The following is a 16,664-nucleotide window of genomic DNA, read 5'->3' on the forward strand; positions in this document are numbered from 1 at the left end:
GTTATTTTTTATCTCGCTCCAGTGAGCGCTGACGTAAAAGTTTTTGTTGTTGATATAAAGCGGCTTTAATGAGCAAATCTTGGTCTGCTTCTCTGAGCATTTTATATCTAAGAGTGACGACGAACCCTTGCTCTGAGACGACACACTCTACGACTTGAGCGTAGCAGTAAATTGCCGCAGCAGGATGGTCAAGAAAGAGTTTCACTCGGACAAATTGGTCCGTTTCAACTGGGCTTGATGAGCGGTAACTCAACTGACTTGCTCCAAATTGAGTGGTTTGGAAGCGAACCGAAATATCATCTTGTTGAGACAACATAAAGCTCAGCAGTAAGTTGAGTTTTGAATTTTGCGTGTCGAGCAAACTAATAACGTGTTTAAGCTCTTTATTTTGCAGCTCTAGGCGTGCGTTATCTGCCAATGTATCTAAGTGGCTGAACTCGTTCGCGACAATAAAAGGCGCAGGAATTTCTGACACAAACGTTTCTTCGTCTGGCAAAGCAAAATCGGTCCCCAAGACTTCCACGTTAATGGTGAGGTTATGGTGAACGGTGAAGTATTCTTGCTCTGTCATAAATCGGTCCTTTGTTGCCAGCGAGCACTCTCATTTCACGAATAATAAGAGGGATAGGGCACTGATTATCGCTAACTGAATGAAGTTATCAAGTTTACCACTACTGCGTTTGAACTTTTTGCCCTAAATGCAGACTTATTGCATGTCGTTGACAAATTTAGCGATTATCTTGTCTTCTTCATGAGAAGAGTAAGGTAAGATAACTCTTATTATTTAGAACTAGGGTCAATCGCCCTTATTAGAAAACCAGTTGGTTTGTCCTGTATGTATCATCCTATCTCTTTGTTTATTGGCTTGAGATATCTTCGGGGACGCTCCGGAGATAGGTTTAGCCGATTTGTTTCTTATATGTCGACGGCGGGCATCACGATCGGTGTGATGGCGTTGGTCACTGTGCTTTCGGTTATGAACGGATTCGAAGCACAACTGAAAGAGCGCATTCTTGGTGTTCTTCCTCACGCGGTGATTTCTCAACATGATGGTCGCACTCCACTGACGGAGTCGGCGCCGCAATTCATTCAAGCGATGTCGGATGTTGCTGAGCCAGAACCTGTTGTTCGCGGAGAGGCGGTTATTCAAAGTTCGGCACAACTGACGGCAGGTTATTTGATTGGGATTGAGCCTAAGAAAGGCGACCCGATTGCCAACCATTTGATTGCGGGTCGTTTGTCTTCTCTTCAAGCGGGAGAGTACAGAGTATTTCTTGGCCACAGTTTAGCGCGCTCTCTTAAGGTTTCTATTGGCGACAAAGTTCGTTTAATGCTGACAAACGCCACGCAGTTTACCCCTCTTGGTCGAATCCCTAGTCAGCGCAACTTCACAGTGGCTGGTATTTTTAATACCGGTTCGGATGTCGATGGTCAGCTTATGATCGTCAATATGGCGGATGCAGCTAAGTTAATGCGCCTGCCCAAAGATACCGTATCTGGCTGGCGAGTGTTTTTCTCTGACCCATTTATGGTGACGGATTTCGCTGATAAACCGATGCCAGCAGGGTGGCAGTGGAGTGATTGGCGTGCACAACGTGGTGAGCTTTTCCAAGCTGTAAAAATGGAAAAGAATATGATGGGCTTAATGCTAGGTCTCATTGTCGGCGTTGCAGCGTTTAACATCATTTCTGCTTTGATCATGGTGGTGATGGAAAAACAATCTGAAGTCGCGATTTTGAAAACGCAGGGTATGACGCAATCGCAAGTCATGACGATTTTCATGGTGCAAGGCGCAAGTAGTGGTGTGATTGGGGCTATTGTCGGCGGAGCGGTTGGCGTGGCGTTGTCACTCAACCTCAACGCCATTTTGGAATCGGCTGGCGTGGCTCTGTTCAGCTTTGGCGGGCATTTACCAATTGTGATTGATTCTTTCCAAATTCTATTAGTGGTAGTGCTAGCGATTGCTCTGAGTCTGGCTGCTACTGTTTATCCTTCTTACCGAGCATCTTCTGTTAAACCTGCTGAGGCACTTCGCTATGAATAAGCTATTAGAATGTCGTGATATTCGTAAAGTATACCGAGAAGGTTCGTTGGATACGGAAGTGTTGAAAGGCGTGAGCTTTGATATCGATAAAGGTGAGCTCGTTTCGATTGTTGGCTCATCGGGCTCTGGTAAGAGTACGCTGCTTCATATCCTTGGCGCATTGGACGACGCAACGCAAGGTGAAGTGGATTTTTTAGGGCAGAACCTATCGGCGTTAAGCTCCAATAAGCAGGCTGCTTTGCGTAACAAACATCTTGGTTTTGTGTATCAATTTCACCACTTACTTGCTGATTTTACGGCACTCGAAAATGTCGCAATGCCACTGCTGATTGGCGGTACTAAAGTGACAGAAGCTAAACAGGCGGCAAAAGCGCTGCTTGAGAAAGTGGGCTTGAGCCATCGTATGGATCACCGCCCATCAGAGCTGTCTGGTGGTGAGCGCCAGCGTGTGGCCATTGCTCGTGCTCTTGTGAACAAGCCTGACTTAGTTTTGGCTGACGAACCAACTGGTAATCTGGATCACAATACGGCTTTGGCGATTTACGATTTGATGCGTGAACTAAACAAAGAGTCGAACATCGCCTTTTTAGTGGTGACGCATGACAACGAACTCGCAGCAAAAATGGACCGTCAGATGCACATGCAAGATGGCCTTCTGGTGGATCGTTTGATGACCGAATCGGCATCGGTGGAGGGCTAGTTTTGTTCTCTTCTTTAGCATTAATGATTGGTGGACGCTTTAGCCGTGCGAAAAAGCGCAACAAAATGGTGTCGTTCATTTCTCTTTCTTCAACCATTGGTATTGCAGTAGGCGTGGCGGTGATCATCATTGGCCTTTCGGCGATGAATGGTTTTGAGCGTGAGCTTCAGTCACGTGTGTTGTCCGTGATTCCGCATGGTGAGTTAGAAGGGGTTAATGGGCCACTGCAGAGCTACACCAAGACGATGAACCAAGCGCTGCAACATGAGCATGTCGTTGCTGCCGCTCCGTACGTCCGCTTTACAGGATTAGCCGAAAAAGGCAGCAAACTAAAAGCGATTGAAGTGCGTGGTGTGGATCCTGCGTATGAGCAAGCGGTGTCGAGCATGTCTGACTTTATTGATCCAGAGGCATGGCAGAACTTTTACTCAGGCCAACAACAAGTGATTTTAGGTCGAGGGGTTGCAAATGAGTTGAAGGTGCAAGTCGGTGACTACGTCACGTTGATGATTCCTCAAGCGGGTGGTACGAATAAAGTTCAAGCACCAAAACGTGTGCGCGTCAAAGTGGCGGGCTTTTTGACGTTGAACGGTCAAATTGATCATTCATTGGCTTTAGTTCCGCTGGCGGATGCGCAGCAATACGCTCGTTTAGGAGACGGCGTAACTGGAATTTCTCTAAAAACCGATGATGTTCTTGATGCGCCTTCGATCGTTCGAGAAGTCGGCAACCTAGTGAATGTGTACGTATATTTGAAGAGTTGGCAGCAGCAGTTTGGCTTTCTCTACCGTGATATTCAGTTGGTACGCACGATCATGTATTTGGTCATGGTATTAGTGATTGGTGTGGCGTGTTTCAATATCGTCTCGACATTGATGATGGCGGTGAAGGACCGAGCAGCAGAGATCGCAATTTTGCGTACGATGGGGGCAAAAGATGGTCTGATTAAACGTATTTTCGTTTGGCAGGGCGTCTTCTCTGGAGTGTTTGGTAGCCTTGTCGGTAGCCTTGTTGGTGTGTTGGTTGCGTTGAATTTAACTCCAATCATTAAGGGGCTTGAAGGCTTAATAGGACACCAGTTTTTATCGGGTGACATCTACTTTGTGGACTTTCTTCCATCGCAGTTGCATTGGCCTGACGTCGCATTGGTGTCGACCACCGCTATAGTATTAAGCCTATTGGCCACTTGGTACCCAGCTTCTCGCGCAGCGAAACTGAACCCTGCCGCAGTTTTGAGTGCTAAGTAGCGAAGGAAGGAAAGCTAGCCTCGTAGACATCGTTGTTAGCGATGACTTATTTTGCTAAGTACTCTAGATACAGAAAAGGACCTTTCATGGTCCTTTTTTGTATTCATTAGCATCTTTTCATTCTTTGCTTACATTTCGTTTCAGCTTTATTGTCGTTTGAACCTCAAGGCATGTCGCAACGAATGATTTTAGCGTCTTATCCGCTTATCTTACTTTTCGTTTTTGCCAACTGCGAACGACAGAGTAGCGCCACAATCCGCGAATACCGAAATAACCAATGATCGCAGAACCCACACCGCAAATTGCGCACCCCAATAGGAATGGAGGCCCAATCGTGCTCATCTGTTGCATGATAAAGTCCCAAGATAGCTCAAAATGGAATGGCTGAGGTGGAACATGCATGACCCATGCTCCGAGCTTGTAAGCAAAGTAAAACAAGACTGGCATGGTAATAGGGTTGCTGACCCAAACGAGAGCGACTGACAGAGGTAAATTTACGCCCATTAAAATGGCTAAACCTGCAGACATGATCATCTGGCTCGGAAGCGGGACAAACGCCATAAATAGGCCAACGGCAAAAGCACCTGACGCAGAGCGACGGTTTAAGCACCAAAGGTTCGGGTTGTATAACACATTGCCGAAGACCTTCAATGCTTTTTGGCGTTTGATCACTTCGTGATCAGGCATGAAGCGTTTTATCAGCTTTCTAGGCATAGGACGACATGACTCTCTTAGAAAAAAGTTGGACCTTGGCGTTATTTGTCGCGAGCGTAATTTCGTCTGCATGGTGGCCGACGATGCCGGATTGGCGTTGGTTGCTGCTGGGAATAATTACCACTGGCTCAATAATTAAATTACGTCGAGGCTTAATTAGCATAGGCGTAATTGTGGGCTTTATGGTTGTCATCGTCCACGGCAATATTATGGAGTATCAGAGACAAGCCCTTTTTCAAGCAGGTGAGAATAGTACCATAATTGGTAGAGTTGACAGCTCTTTTACGCAAATAAGTCACGGATATGAAGGTGTCGTAGCGATAAAACAAGTGAATACTCACACTCTGTTACCTTTTCTTAAACCTAAAGTCCGCCTTATAACGCCATTCCCACTAGCTGTTAACAGTGAGTTTACGACTAACGTTTTGATTAAGCCCATTATCGGCCTCAGAAATGAAGCGGGGTTCGACGCAGAAAAGCAGTCAATGGGAAGTGGTGTTGTTGCAAGAGCGGTCGTAACTAAAGATTCATACTGGGTCATTCGTACTTCTTCGTCTTGGCGCGAAGCTATTATTCAAACTGTTGAGCGTGATATTTCTCGCCTTGAGCATTTTGCTCTAATCAAAGCACTGGCTTTTGCTGATCGCACTGGGCTTACCAAAGAGGATTGGCAGTCTCTGCGTGACAGCGGACTACTGCATCTTGTATCAATTTCTGGTCTACACATTGGGATGGCATTGACGTTTGGGCTCGCCCTTGGTGGGCTTATTCGGCTTGCTATGCCGCGATATTGGTTTCTGCCATCAGTGAGTGGGTTGGCGTTTGCCATTGTTTACGCTTGGCTTGCTGATTTTTCTTTGCCGACGACCCGAGCCGTTTCTGTTTGTATCATCTATATTGCTTTGAAGTATTGGCTTGTTCATTGGAGTCCATGGCGCGTACTGTTATTGGCTGTGGCGTTGCAACTTTTCTTCCAACCTTTTGCTTCTTTTAGTTTGAGTTTTTGGCTGTCTTATTTATCCGTTGGTGCCGTTTTGTTTGCGGTTAACACAGTGCAAGACTCGAAGGAAGGTCGTTTGGGAAAGTTGCGGATACTTCTGTTGACTCAACTGATACTGAGCTTATTGATTGTCCCGATCAGTGGCTATTTTTTCTCTGGATTTAGCTGGTCTTCTTTAGTCTACAATTTGGTTTTCATTCCTTGGTTTGGCTTTGTTGTCGTTCCAATCATGTTTGCTGCTTTAATCGCGTCATTGCTCTTTCCTATGTTGGCGACGGTTCTATGGTATTTGCTTGACGTATTCCTTGTGCCACTAAGTTGGTCGGTTCGATATGCCATAGGAACTTGGCAACCCATTAGTGCCGAGTGGACATTTGTTATTGCTGTAGTGAGTGTCGTGCTCGTTTTAAGACATGTTATGCCTCGTTACGTTTGGATGTTTGTCTGTGTAATTGTTGTGATGACCGGGTTGTTTCCTAAGCAATATAACCAAACTTGGCGGATTGATGTACTTGATGTCGGGCATGGGTTGGCGGTACTGGTTGAAAAAGAGGGGAGAGTTTTACTCTATGATACGGGCAAGGCTTGGCAAAACGGCAGTATAGCTGAGCAAGTGATTACGCCAGTACTGCACCGCAGAGGTTACTCAAGTGTCGATACGATGATTTTAAGTCATGCCGATAATGACCATGCTGGCGGCCGAAAAGTGATAGAGCAGTACTTTTCACCTAAACACAAACTAAGCAGCCAGAGCTTTTTACATTATCAGCCTTGTATTGCTGCTGAGAAATGGAAGTGGCAAGGGTTGAACATGGAGGTACTTTGGCCTCCTAAACCTGTTGTACGTGCATACAACCCCCACTCTTGTGTCATCAGTCTGGAAGACCCTAGTTCAGGTTTTAAAATGTTGTTCACTGGTGATATCGAAGCCATCAGCGAATGGATACTGCTTCGAGAGCCAGAAAAGCTGCGCAGTGATGTAATGCTAGTGCCGCATCATGGAAGCAAAAGCTCTTCTAACCTTAAGTTTATCAATGCTGTTGAGCCTAGCTTGGCTATTGCTTCAACGGCAAAACTAAACCAGTGGGGAATGCCCGCACCTGAAGTCGTTCAAGCCTATACCGACAATGGTGTTAGTTGGTTAGACACTGGAAGTGATGGCCAAATAACAATCTTACTTGATGGCAATAACTGGCGTTTTGAAAGTAAACGTCGTGAGACAATTGAGCCTTGGTATAGGCAGATGCTGCGTAACCGAGTAGAATAAGAGTCTTACTGTAAGAAAATAAAGCACTTCTATGTCGATAAATACTGATGAAACGACTTGGCAGACGTTTAAACGTCTTTGGCAATTTATCCGCCTTTACAAGTCTGGCCTTATCGTTGCCGTCATTGCATTAGTGATTAATGCTATCTCTGATACTTATATGATTTCCCTACTAAAACCGCTTCTCGATGAAGGTTTTGGTAATGCGGATTCTGATTTTCTACGTACACTTCCTTTAATTATATTTGTCATGATGTTCATTCGTGGCACGAGTGGTTTTGTCTCCACGTATTGTTTGAGTTGGGTCTCTGGCAATGTGGTGATGCTAGTACGACGCATGGTGTTTAATCACTTTATGCACATGCCTGTATCGTACTTTGACAAAGAAAAAACGGGTAACTTGCTTTCTCGAATCACTTACGATTCAGAGCAAGTCTCTGCGGCGACGAGCCAAGCGTTAGTGAGCATCGTACGTGAAGGCGCAAGCATTATTGGTTTGCTTGTTCTGATGTTTTACAACAGCTGGCAGTTGTCATTAGTGCTGTTTGCTGTAGCGCCTGTGGTTGCTTGGGGTATTGGTGTCGTTTCTAAGCGATTCAGAAAAATCTCTAAGAACATGCAAACGATGATGGGTAATGTGACCGCATCGGCTGAGCAAATGTTAAAAGGGCACAAAGTCGTATTGAGCTACGGTGGTCAAGACATTGAACGTCAACGTTTTGATAAAGTCAGCAACCAAATGCGTCAACAAAGCATGAAGTTGGTAACGGCTCAGGCTGCGGCAAACCCTATCATTCAAATGATTGCATCATTTGCGATTGTAGCTGTTCTTTATCTGGCAAGCATTGATTCAATCAAAGAGCAGCTGACTCCGGGTACTTTTACCGTGGTCTTTTCTGCGATGTTTGGTTTGATGCGCCCACTTAAAGCACTGACAAACGTAACTTCTCAGTTCCAACGTGGTATGGCAGCAAGCCAAACTTTGTTTGCTCTGATCGATTTAGAACCAGAGAAAAACGAAGGTAAATACACGGTTGAGCGCGCGAAGGGTGATGTATCTGTGAAAGACGTCAGCTTCACGTATGTAGGTTCAGAAAAGCCGGCTCTAGAGCATGTCAGTTTTGATATTCCTCGAGGTAAAACGGTCGCTCTAGTGGGGCGTTCAGGTTCAGGTAAAAGTACCATTGCGAACTTGTTTAACCGTTTTTATGACGTGGACAGTGGCTCGATTACATTAGATGGCCGTGATATTCGTGACTATGAATTGAAGAACTTGCGTGAGCAGTTTGCTTTGGTTTCGCAAAACGTACATCTTTTCAATGACACCATAGCAAACAACATTGCTTACGCGACGGAAGATAAGTACCAGCGCAGCGATATTGAGCATGCAGCGAAGCTGGCTCACGCAATGGAATTCATCAATAAGATGGAAAATGGTTTAGATACCATGATCGGTGAAAACGGTGCGAGCTTATCTGGTGGTCAGCGCCAACGTGTAGCTATCGCTCGTGCGTTGCTGCGTGATGCGCCTGTACTGATTCTTGACGAAGCAACCTCTGCACTGGATACGGAATCTGAGCGTGCCATCCAAGCTGCATTAGATGAGCTGCAGAAAGATAAAACCGTGTTGGTGATTGCTCACCGCTTGTCAACGATCGAAAAAGCCGATGAGATTCTAGTCGTAGACGACGGTGCCATTATTGAACGAGGTAATCACGCAGACTTGATTGCTAAGAATGGCGCTTACGCTCAACTTCATCGCATCCAGTTTGGCGAATAGTTACTGTGGTTGAAAAAATCTGGTTTGAAAATCATCCACTAAAATATCTGTTGTGGCCATTATTATGGCCACTCAGTGTGTTGTTTGGTGCAATCAGTAGAGCGAAGCGTCAACAGTTCCAAACTGGTCGCAAGCAAGCGTATCAAGCACCCGTGCCCGTAGTAGTGGTCGGTAATATCACCGCTGGTGGCAATGGTAAGACGCCTGTTGTGGTTTGGTTGGTCGAGCAATTACAACATCTGGGGTATAAACCGGGAGTGGTGTCTCGAGGATACGGTGCGAAGGCTCCGCAGTATCCGCTGGTGTTAAATGATGATACTCCTACTCAACATTGTGGTGATGAACCTAAACTCATCCACCGGCGCACCGGAGCACCTGTCGCAGTCGATCCTGTACGTGCAAACGCCGTGAAAGCGCTAGTAGAGTTAGACGTGGATATCATCATTACCGATGATGGTTTGCAGCATTATGCTCTAGAGCGTGATGTTGAACTTGTGATTGTTGATGGAAATCGTCGTTTTGGTAATGAGTGTTTGATTCCGCTTGGTCCATTGCGCGAAGGTGTTGAGCGACTTCAGGAAGTCGACTTTATCATCACCAATGGCGGTTTGGCCCATCAGGGTGAGATCTCAATGTCTCTAGCACCATCAAAAGCGATCAACCTAAAGACCAAGCAGCAAGTTGATGTAAGTGAGTTAAAGGCATTGGTGGCATTTGCCGGTATCGGGCATCCACCTCGGTTTTTTAATACACTAGAATCAATGAATGCGGATGTTAAAGTCACGAAAGGTTTTGCTGACCATCAAGACTTTGACCAAAAAGAACTTGAAGCATTGGCTCTACAAGGGGCGAATGTGATTATGACAGAGAAAGATGCTGTCAAATGTAGCGACTACGCACAAGACAATTGGTGGTATCTTCCTGTATCTGCTCAATTTGAGCCTAAAGATGCAGAGCGAATTTTAAATCGAATAAAAGAGGTTAAAGCGACTTATGGATCACCGTCTGCTTGAGATTGTGGCTTGCCCAGTGTGTAAAGGTAAGCTGACTTACGATAAAGATAATCAAGAGTTGATCTGCAAATTGGATCGCCTTGCTTACCCTATCAAAGAGGGTATTCCTGTTCTGCTTGAGCCAGAAGCTCGCACCATGAGTATGGATGAGGGACGTTAATGTCTTTTACGGTTGTGATACCGGCTCGTTACTCTTCGAGCCGTTTACCAGGTAAACCACTGGCTGATATCGGTGGTAAACCAATGGTGCAATGGGTTTACGAACAAGCAATGCAAGCTGGCGCTGATGACGTGATCATTGCTACTGACGATGAGCGAGTTTCTGCGGCGGTTGAGCAATTCGGTGGCAAAGTTTGTATGACTTCGCCAAACCACGAATCTGGTACAGAGCGTTTAGCGGAAGTGGTAGAGAAAATGGCCATTCCTGCTGACCACATTATTGTGAACGTTCAAGGTGATGAGCCTTTGGTACCACCAGTTATCATCCGCCAAGTTGCAGATAACTTAGCCGCTAGTGATGCACCTATGGCTACGTTGGCGGTTGAAATCGAATCTGAAGATGAAGTCTTCAACCCAAATGCCGTAAAAGTCGTTGCTGATGAGCGTGGTTATGCCATGTACTTTAGCCGAGCAACAATTCCTTGGGATCGTGATAACTTCGCTAAGCAAGACAAAGCTATCGTGAATCCATTGATGCGTCACATCGGTATCTATGCATACCGCGCAGGTTTCATTAATACTTACGTAAACTGGGCGCCAAGTGCCCTAGAGCAAATTGAATGCCTAGAGCAATTACGAGTGCTTTGGTACGGCGAGAAAATCCACGTTGCAGTCGCTAAAGAAGCGCCAGCAGCAGGCGTTGATACGCCAGAAGATCTTGAAGCCGTTAGAGCTATTGTGGCGAAAAAAGCGTAACGATTCTACTTCTTGCAGTTAATAAAAAGGCTCCTTTCATGGAGCCTTTGGCTTTAAGGGGATGAGTCTATTTTTTGCTAAATGTTTGAATCGTACTGATTGCGCTTTGGACAAGTGGCTAATGTTTCTCTGTGTCCCGTGTCTTTAACTTCTTCTAAGATTACGTCAAAGCCCCATAGGCGATAGACGTGTTTCAATACCTCATCATAACTTTCATCGAGTGGAATGCGGTTATGAGGAACGTACTGCAACGTGAGTGAACGGTCACCACGAACATCCACGTTAAACACCTGAATGTTAGGCTCTAAGTTTGATAGGTTGTACTGCGCTGCCAGAGTTTCTCGAATGCGCTTGTAGCCCATTTCATCATGTATGGCGGAGACTTCAATAAAGTTCTTCCTGTCATCATCGTTGATGGCGAACAGTTTGAAATCACGCATCAATTTCGGAGACAAATATTGGCTGATAAAGCTTTCATCTTTGAAATTATGCATAGCAAAATGCAAGGCATCTAACCAATCTGTTCCTGCTAGATCCGGGAACCACTCTTTATCCTCGTCAGTTGGCTCTTCACAAATACGCTTTATATCGCGGAACATCGCAAAGCCGAGAGCATAAGGGTTTATACCGCTAAAGTAAGGACTGTTGTAGGGTGGTTGAGCAACCACACTTGTGTGGCTATGCAAAAATTCAAGAATGAACTTTTCGGACACAATTCCTTCATCATACAAGTGGTTTAGAATCGTGTAGTGCCAGAACGTTGCCCATCCTTCATTCATAACCTGAGTTTGCTTTTGTGGATAAAAGTACTGGCTGATTTTTCGGACGATTCGAACAACCTCGCGTTGCCATGGTTCCAAGAGCGGCGCATGTTTCTCAAAGAAGTAGAGTAGGTTTTCTTGAGGTTCACTAGGGAAGCGCTCTTTAATGTCTTCTTCTTTAGTTTTGGCTCTTGGTACGGTTCGCCACAGTTCATTGACTTGAGATTGCAGATAAGCCTCGCGCTCCTCTTGGCGGGCCTTCTCTTCGGTAATCGAGATTTTCTCTGGTCGTTTGTAGCGGTCGACACCAAAGTTCATTAACGCATGGCAGGAGTCGAGAAGCTTTTCAACCTCTTGAACGCCGTAGCGCTCCTCACATTCGGCAAGGTACTTTTTAGCAAAGAGTAAGTAGTCGATGATAGAACTGGCGTCCGTCCACGTTTGGAACAGATAATTCCCCTTGAAGAAAGAGTTGTGGCCGTAGCACGCGTGCGCGATGACAAGTGCTTGCATGGTGACTGTGTTCTCTTCCATCAAATACGCAATACAAGGGTCGGAGTTAATCACAATCTCGTACGCAAGGCCCATCTGACCATGTTTGTAGTTCTGTTCTGTTTGAATGAACTTTTTACCAAATGACCAATGGTTGTAGTTGATAGGCATACCGATACTTGAGTACGCATCCATCATCTGCTCAGACGTGATCACTTCGATCTGATTTGGATAGGTGTCCAAACGATAGTGCTCCGCGACACGTTTTATTTCCTTGTGATAGCGTTCAAGCAGTTCGAATGTCCAATCCGGTCCGTCAGGTAGCAACTTGCTGTTGCGCTTTTTAGGCGCCTCTCCAGAGAGGTTTTTTGTTGCGGTAGTCATCGCTAGCCTCCTTACGCCGTTTCTTTTTGGAATAGTTCTCGGAAGACTGGGAAGATATCCTCCACAGAGCGAATATTCTTCATAGCGAAGTTTGGAAACTCATCGGTGAGCTTCTCATACTCATGCCATAAGGTTTGATGTGAGCGACGCGTGATTTCTATATAAGAATAGTACTGACAATTTGGCAGCAACTTATTCACGAGTAAATCTCGGCATCGTGGTGAGTCATCCGCCCAGTTATCCCCATCGGACGCTTGGGCTGCGTAGATGTTCCACTGACCAACCGGGTAACGCTCTTTGACGATTTCATCCATTAATTTCAAAGCGCTAGATACGATGGTGCCACCGGTTTCTTGCGAGTAGAAAAATTCGTGTTCATCGACTTCTTTGGCTTGCGTGTGGTGGCGAATAAACACAACGTCTACGTTTTCATAGGTGCGAGTCAAGAACAGATACAACAGCACATAGAAGCGTTTTGCGATGTCTTTGGTCGCTTGATCCATAGAACCAGACACGTCCATCAAACAAAACATCACGGCTTGGCTAGAAGGGACTGGTCGTTTTTCGTAGTTTTTAAAACGTAAATCGAAAGTATCGATGAACGGCACATTTTCAATTTTCTTGCGCAGTTCTTCGATTTCTTTTTTCAGACGATTTTCTTCAAGTTGTTGTGCTGGCTCAATATTTTTGATGCGAGTCAACTCGTCTTCGAGCTCTTTAAGAAGTCGCTTTTTGCCAGCAGTCATGGCGGTTCGACGAGCTAACGATTGCTGCAATGAACGAATAACGGAAATATTGGAAGGGATCCCCGCAGTTTGGAAACCTGCTCGGTGAGTTTTCCATTCCGTAATTTTAGCGATTTGATTTTTTTCTAGATTCGGTAGCTCTAAGTCTTCAAAAAGGATATCCAGATATTCATCTTTTGAAATTTGGAACACAAATTCATCTTGGCCTTCGCCATCTGGACTCGCATTACCTTCACCAGAGCCACTGCCTTGACCTCCACCTTTTGGACGCTCGATTTTATCACCCGTAATAAACTGATCGTTACCAGGATGCACGCGTTCACGCACGCCACCTTTCCCTTGATGGAAAATCGGCTCGTTAATGTCTTTGTGCGGTATTGAGACGTCTTCGCCCGTTTCTGTATTCGTGATCGAGCGTCGATTCACTGCGTCAGCTACCGACTCTTTGATCTGCTCTTTATGGCGCTTCAAGAAGCGCTGTCTGTTAACAGCGCTCTTGTTCTTGCCATTGAGCCTGCGGTCTATAAATTGCGCCATGAAATAGCCCTCTTCATGTTTCACAAGCGACCTAACTCAATACTGGGTTAGGATGACTTACGTACTCGTAGGTACCACTCAGAAAGTAGACGAACCTGTTTCTCGGTATAGCCTTTTTCCATCATGCGAGCGACAAAGTCGTCGTGTTTCTTCTGATCTTCAGAAGAGGTTTTCGCATTAAACGAGATAACCGGAAGAAGCTCTTCGGTATTGGAGAACATTTTCTTCTCGATTACCGTGCGCAGTTTTTCGTAGCTGGTCCAAACTGGGTTTTGACCATTGTTATTGGCTTTCGCACGAAGCACAAAGTTGACGATTTCATTTCGGAAATCTTTCGGGTTGGAGATACCAGCGGTTTTCTCAATTTTCTCTAGTTCCGCATTGAGAGATGCGCGGTCAAATAGCTGTCCCGTTTCTGGATCGCGGTATTCTTGGTCCTGAATCCAGAAGTCTGCGTAGGTAACATAACGGTCGAAGATGTTTTGGCCGTATTCAGAGTAAGATTCTAGGTACGCGGTTTGAATTTCTTTACCGATAAACTCAACGTAACGAGGAACGAGGTACCCTTTCAAAAACTCAAGATATTTTTCTGCGGTTTCTGAAGGGAATTGTTCGCGCTCTACTTGTTGTTCAATCACATAGAACAGGTGAACTGGGTTTGCTGCCACTTCGGTTTGGTCAAAGTTGAACACGCGAGACAAAATCTTAAACGCAAAACGTGTAGATAGGCCGTTCATACCTTCATCGACGCCTGCGTAATCTCGATATTCTTGGTAGCTTTTCGCTTTAGGATCGGTGTCTTTTAGCGTCTCGCCGTCGTACACGCGCATTTTCGAGAAGATAGACGAGTTTTCAGGCTCTTTCAGACGAGAAAGAATGCTGAACTGCGCCAATGTTTCTAATGTGCTTGGTGAGCAAGGAGCTTGAGACAATTCACTGTTTTCAAGCAGTTTTTGATAGATTTTAACTTCTTCCGATACGCGTAAACAGTACGGTACTTTAACGATGTATACACGGTCTAGGAAGGCTTCGTTGTTTTTGTTGTTGCGGAAGGTTTGCCACTCAGATTCGTTAGAGTGAGCCAAAATCATGCCGTCAAACGGAATTGCAGAAAGGCCTTCCGTCCCGTTAAAGTTGCCTTCCTGTGTTGCGGTTAGTAATGGGTGCAATACTTTAATTGGCGCTTTGAACATCTCGACGAATTCCATCAAGCCTTGGTTTGCTTTACACAGCGCGCCAGAGTAGCTGTACGCATCTGGGTCGTCTTGAGAGTAGTGTTCGAGTTTACGGATATCCACTTTACCGACGAGTGATGAAATATCTTGGTTGTTCTCATCACCAGGTTCGGTTTTCGCAATACCGATTTGGTCAAGGATAGATGGACGAACTTTCATCACTTTAAACTTGGTGATGTCGCCGCCAAATTCGTGAAGGCGTTTTGCTGCCCAAGGCGACATGATTGAGCGAAGGTAGCGCTGCTCAATACCGTAGTCCGTTTTCAGAATCTCGCCATCTTCGGTCGCTTTGAATAAACAGAATGGGTGGTCGTTCACTGGGCTGCGTTCGCCATTAGCGCTCAATACGTAAATAGGCATCGCTTCCATAAGCGATTTTAGTTTTTCAGCAAGTGAGGACTTACCGCCGCCAACAGGGCCCAATAGATAGAGGATCTGTTTGCGTTCTTCTAATCCTTGTGCCGCATGTTTGAGGTAAGAGACAATTTGTTCAATCGCATCTTCCATACCATAAAAGTCTTTGAATGTTTCATAGCGAGAGATAACGCGGTTGGAGAAGATGCGGCTCAAACGTGGGTCTTTAGCTGTATCTATTATCTCTGGCTCACCGATTGCCATCAGTAGGCGTTCTGCTGCATTAGCATAAGCACTTTTGTCATCCTTACACAGGGCTAGAAACTCCTGTAACGACATCTCTTCATCTTTTGCAGCTTCATATCTGGATTGATAGTGGTCGAAAATACTCATGTCGCTTTCCCCTTTAATAGTCAGTCTACCGACGAACGTTGGTGCAGGCTGTTCCACGTTTTGCTGTGCTCTTAGTTGCCTGAATGTCGACGTCCTGTTATCTCATTTGGTTTGTACGAAATGTATGACCAGTAACACCAAAGACTTTGCTTTATGGACAGTTTTTTCATCACAACGGTGAGCAGTGGATGTGTACTTTTCAGTCACAGCCTTTCTCTACTTAAGCCTAGTCGGGGATTTGCAATTTTGCTTAACAATTATGAATTTATTGTAAAAGTGACATTTGAATCACTCTTTAGATGAGGATGAATTTATGTCGCGAATAGGGCGGAGATAAATCAAATATTTGGTGAAAAATACAGAATTTCAGTGATTCGTTATTCCACATTGCACAAGATAAGCAGAAGGATACGGTAGTGAAGAATGGAAGTTGTGATAGGAAAATAAAAAAAGGAGAGCGAATGCTCTCCTAATCAAAGACTTGCTATCTTACGCACTAAAAATTTGTGCAAGCTCGTTTTCACACAAGTGATATTGACGAGGGCAGTTACGCCAAGTTTGCAGCATGCGACGGTATTTATCTAGCATTGGCATTTGGCTATTAAAGTGGTGATCTGCCTTGTCGAATTGTGGGTAAAGACCTTCAGAATCAACAAGGAAGCGGACGTAATGCACTTGCTGCGCTTCTGTTGCGATATCGAAACCTAAGAACTGTAAGCGACGTTGGTCTACTTTGCTACGCTCTTCCGCATCTAACATATTGTTAGATTCTTGCATCGCGTGATACATCTCCATAATGTCGATGATTTCACGGCATTCTGCTTCTGAAAGGCAACCGAAATCTTTGTTCAGTTCGCGCATTTGTAGCTCATAGCCGCGTTCAACGATCGTCTGTAGGCGTTTGTATTTAGCCGCATTATTCGGATCAAGCTGAGACATTAGGTTGTATTGGTTTGATAGGATCAAACGTTGAGCGTTTGACATTTCCATGATGACCTCACTAAATAATCTAATACATTTTTAATGTGCTTAGGTTAACGCTTCAGACAAGGGTGAAACATGATCTCAACACATATTTAATA

General features: G+C 45.2%; 14 protein-coding genes. 8 read left to right on the forward strand and 6 right to left on the reverse strand.

All coding sequences use genetic code 11. The annotated features are described in order from the left end of the window. Nucleotide 1 precedes the first annotated feature (1 nt). Nucleotides 2–571, reverse strand: coding sequence for a PilZ domain-containing protein (locus tag OU793_RS08755; protein WP_140103318.1), 570 nt, complete (start codon nt 569–571; stop codon nt 2–4). Between the two features lie 264 nt (nt 572–835). Between OU793_RS08755 and lolC the strand changes: the two genes are divergently transcribed. Genes lolC through lolE form a run of 3 tightly spaced genes read left to right on the forward strand, consistent with a single transcriptional unit; the run spans nt 836 to nt 3,991 of the window. Further along, on the forward strand, nt 836–2,044 hold the full coding sequence (gene lolC / locus OU793_RS08760; RefSeq protein WP_180793872.1) for a lipoprotein-releasing ABC transporter permease subunit LolC: 1,209 nt from the start codon (nt 836–838) through the stop codon (nt 2,042–2,044). Then, nucleotides 2,037–2,744 (forward strand): lipoprotein-releasing ABC transporter ATP-binding protein LolD, encoded by a 708-nt coding sequence (lolD, locus tag OU793_RS08765; RefSeq protein WP_005456257.1) that lies wholly within the window; start codon nt 2,037–2,039, stop codon nt 2,742–2,744. Before lolC ends, lolD begins: the two co-directional genes overlap by 8 nt. A gap of 2 nt (nt 2,745–2,746) precedes the next feature. After that, the gene (gene lolE, locus OU793_RS08770) at nt 2,747–3,991 is read left to right on the forward strand and encodes a lipoprotein-releasing ABC transporter permease subunit LolE (protein ID WP_109883564.1); all 1,245 of its coding nucleotides are present in this window, start codon (nt 2,747–2,749) and stop codon (nt 3,989–3,991) included. A gap of 204 nt (nt 3,992–4,195) precedes the next feature. On the opposite strand, the gene OU793_RS08775 is transcribed toward lolE, so the two are convergent. Next, nucleotides 4,196–4,705: a DUF2062 domain-containing protein gene (locus OU793_RS08775; RefSeq protein ID WP_005456245.1), complete on the reverse strand. Its 510-nt coding sequence runs from the start codon at nt 4,703–4,705 to the stop codon at nt 4,196–4,198. Nucleotides 4,706–4,713: 8 nt separating this feature from the next. On the opposite strand from OU793_RS08775, the gene OU793_RS08780 reads away from it, so the two are divergent. The 5 genes from OU793_RS08780 to kdsB are packed head-to-tail and all read left to right on the forward strand — an operon-like array spanning nt 4,714 to nt 10,680. After that, entirely contained in the window at nt 4,714–6,972 is a 2,259-nt protein-coding gene (locus OU793_RS08780; RefSeq protein WP_140103320.1) for a DNA internalization-related competence protein ComEC/Rec2, read from the forward strand. A gap of 31 nt (nt 6,973–7,003) precedes the next feature. After that, nucleotides 7,004–8,752 (forward strand): lipid A ABC transporter ATP-binding protein/permease MsbA, encoded by a 1,749-nt coding sequence (gene msbA, locus OU793_RS08785; RefSeq protein ID WP_015296464.1) that lies wholly within the window; start codon nt 7,004–7,006, stop codon nt 8,750–8,752. 5 nt (nt 8,753–8,757) lie between these two features. Next, complete coding sequence (gene lpxK / locus OU793_RS08790) at nt 8,758–9,765, forward strand: tetraacyldisaccharide 4'-kinase (protein WP_021822159.1); 1,008 nt, start codon at nt 8,758–8,760, stop codon at nt 9,763–9,765. Then, nucleotides 9,746–9,925 (forward strand): Trm112 family protein, encoded by a 180-nt coding sequence (locus tag OU793_RS08795; RefSeq protein ID WP_005378451.1) that lies wholly within the window; start codon nt 9,746–9,748, stop codon nt 9,923–9,925. Before lpxK ends, OU793_RS08795 begins: the two co-directional genes overlap by 20 nt. Further along, a complete protein-coding gene (gene kdsB / locus OU793_RS08800; protein ID WP_005456221.1) occupies nt 9,925–10,680 on the forward strand; it encodes a 3-deoxy-manno-octulosonate cytidylyltransferase in 756 nt (251 codons plus the stop codon). The genes OU793_RS08795 and kdsB overlap by 1 nt, the downstream gene beginning before the upstream one ends. A gap of 77 nt (nt 10,681–10,757) precedes the next feature. Here kdsB and OU793_RS08805 read toward each other — a convergent pair whose 3' ends face one another. From OU793_RS08805 to OU793_RS08820, 4 genes are all read right to left on the reverse strand, one after another. After that, nucleotides 10,758–12,317, reverse strand: a complete 1,560-nt coding sequence (locus OU793_RS08805; protein ID WP_005456192.1) for a SpoVR family protein — start codon at nt 12,315–12,317, stop codon at nt 10,758–10,760. An 11-nt stretch (nt 12,318–12,328) separates the two neighbouring features. After that, entirely contained in the window at nt 12,329–13,600 is a 1,272-nt protein-coding gene (locus OU793_RS08810) for a YeaH/YhbH family protein (RefSeq protein ID WP_005481863.1), read from the reverse strand. 47 nt (nt 13,601–13,647) lie between these two features. Continuing rightward, complete coding sequence (locus OU793_RS08815) at nt 13,648–15,582, reverse strand: PrkA family serine protein kinase (RefSeq protein ID WP_005456210.1); 1,935 nt, start codon at nt 15,580–15,582, stop codon at nt 13,648–13,650. A gap of 489 nt (nt 15,583–16,071) precedes the next feature. Continuing rightward, entirely contained in the window at nt 16,072–16,572 is a 501-nt protein-coding gene (locus OU793_RS08820) for a YfbU family protein (RefSeq protein WP_005456271.1), read from the reverse strand. Nucleotides 16,573–16,664 lie beyond the last annotated feature (92 nt).

It is taken from the genome of Vibrio sp. VP6, from assembly GCF_028823755.1.
Taxonomy (GTDB): domain Bacteria; phylum Pseudomonadota; class Gammaproteobacteria; order Enterobacterales; family Vibrionaceae; genus Vibrio; species Vibrio parahaemolyticus.

Excerpts from the sequence above, each read along its gene's own strand:
- OU793_RS08755 (WP_140103318.1), bottom strand. The coding sequence starts at position 571 with ATGACAGAGCAAGAATACTTCACCGTTCACCATAACCTCACCATTAAC.
- lolC (WP_180793872.1), top strand. The coding sequence starts at position 836 with ATGTATCATCCTATCTCTTTGTTTATTGGCTTGAGATATCTTCGGGGA.
- lolD (WP_005456257.1), top strand. The coding sequence starts at position 2,037 with ATGAATAAGCTATTAGAATGTCGTGATATTCGTAAAGTATACCGAGAA.
- OU793_RS08775 (WP_005456245.1), bottom strand. The coding sequence starts at position 4,705 with ATGCCTAGAAAGCTGATAAAACGCTTCATGCCTGATCACGAAGTGATC.
- OU793_RS08780 (WP_140103320.1), top strand. The coding sequence starts at position 4,714 with ATGACTCTCTTAGAAAAAAGTTGGACCTTGGCGTTATTTGTCGCGAGC.
- msbA (WP_015296464.1), top strand. The coding sequence starts at position 7,004 with ATGTCGATAAATACTGATGAAACGACTTGGCAGACGTTTAAACGTCTT.
- OU793_RS08795 (WP_005378451.1), top strand. The coding sequence starts at position 9,746 with ATGGATCACCGTCTGCTTGAGATTGTGGCTTGCCCAGTGTGTAAAGGT.
- kdsB (WP_005456221.1), top strand. The coding sequence starts at position 9,925 with ATGTCTTTTACGGTTGTGATACCGGCTCGTTACTCTTCGAGCCGTTTA.
- OU793_RS08805 (WP_005456192.1), bottom strand. The coding sequence starts at position 12,317 with ATGACTACCGCAACAAAAAACCTCTCTGGAGAGGCGCCTAAAAAGCGC.
- OU793_RS08810 (WP_005481863.1), bottom strand. The coding sequence starts at position 13,600 with ATGGCGCAATTTATAGACCGCAGGCTCAATGGCAAGAACAAGAGCGCT.
- OU793_RS08815 (WP_005456210.1), bottom strand. The coding sequence starts at position 15,582 with ATGAGTATTTTCGACCACTATCAATCCAGATATGAAGCTGCAAAAGAT.
- OU793_RS08820 (WP_005456271.1), bottom strand. The coding sequence starts at position 16,572 with ATGGAAATGTCAAACGCTCAACGTTTGATCCTATCAAACCAATACAAC.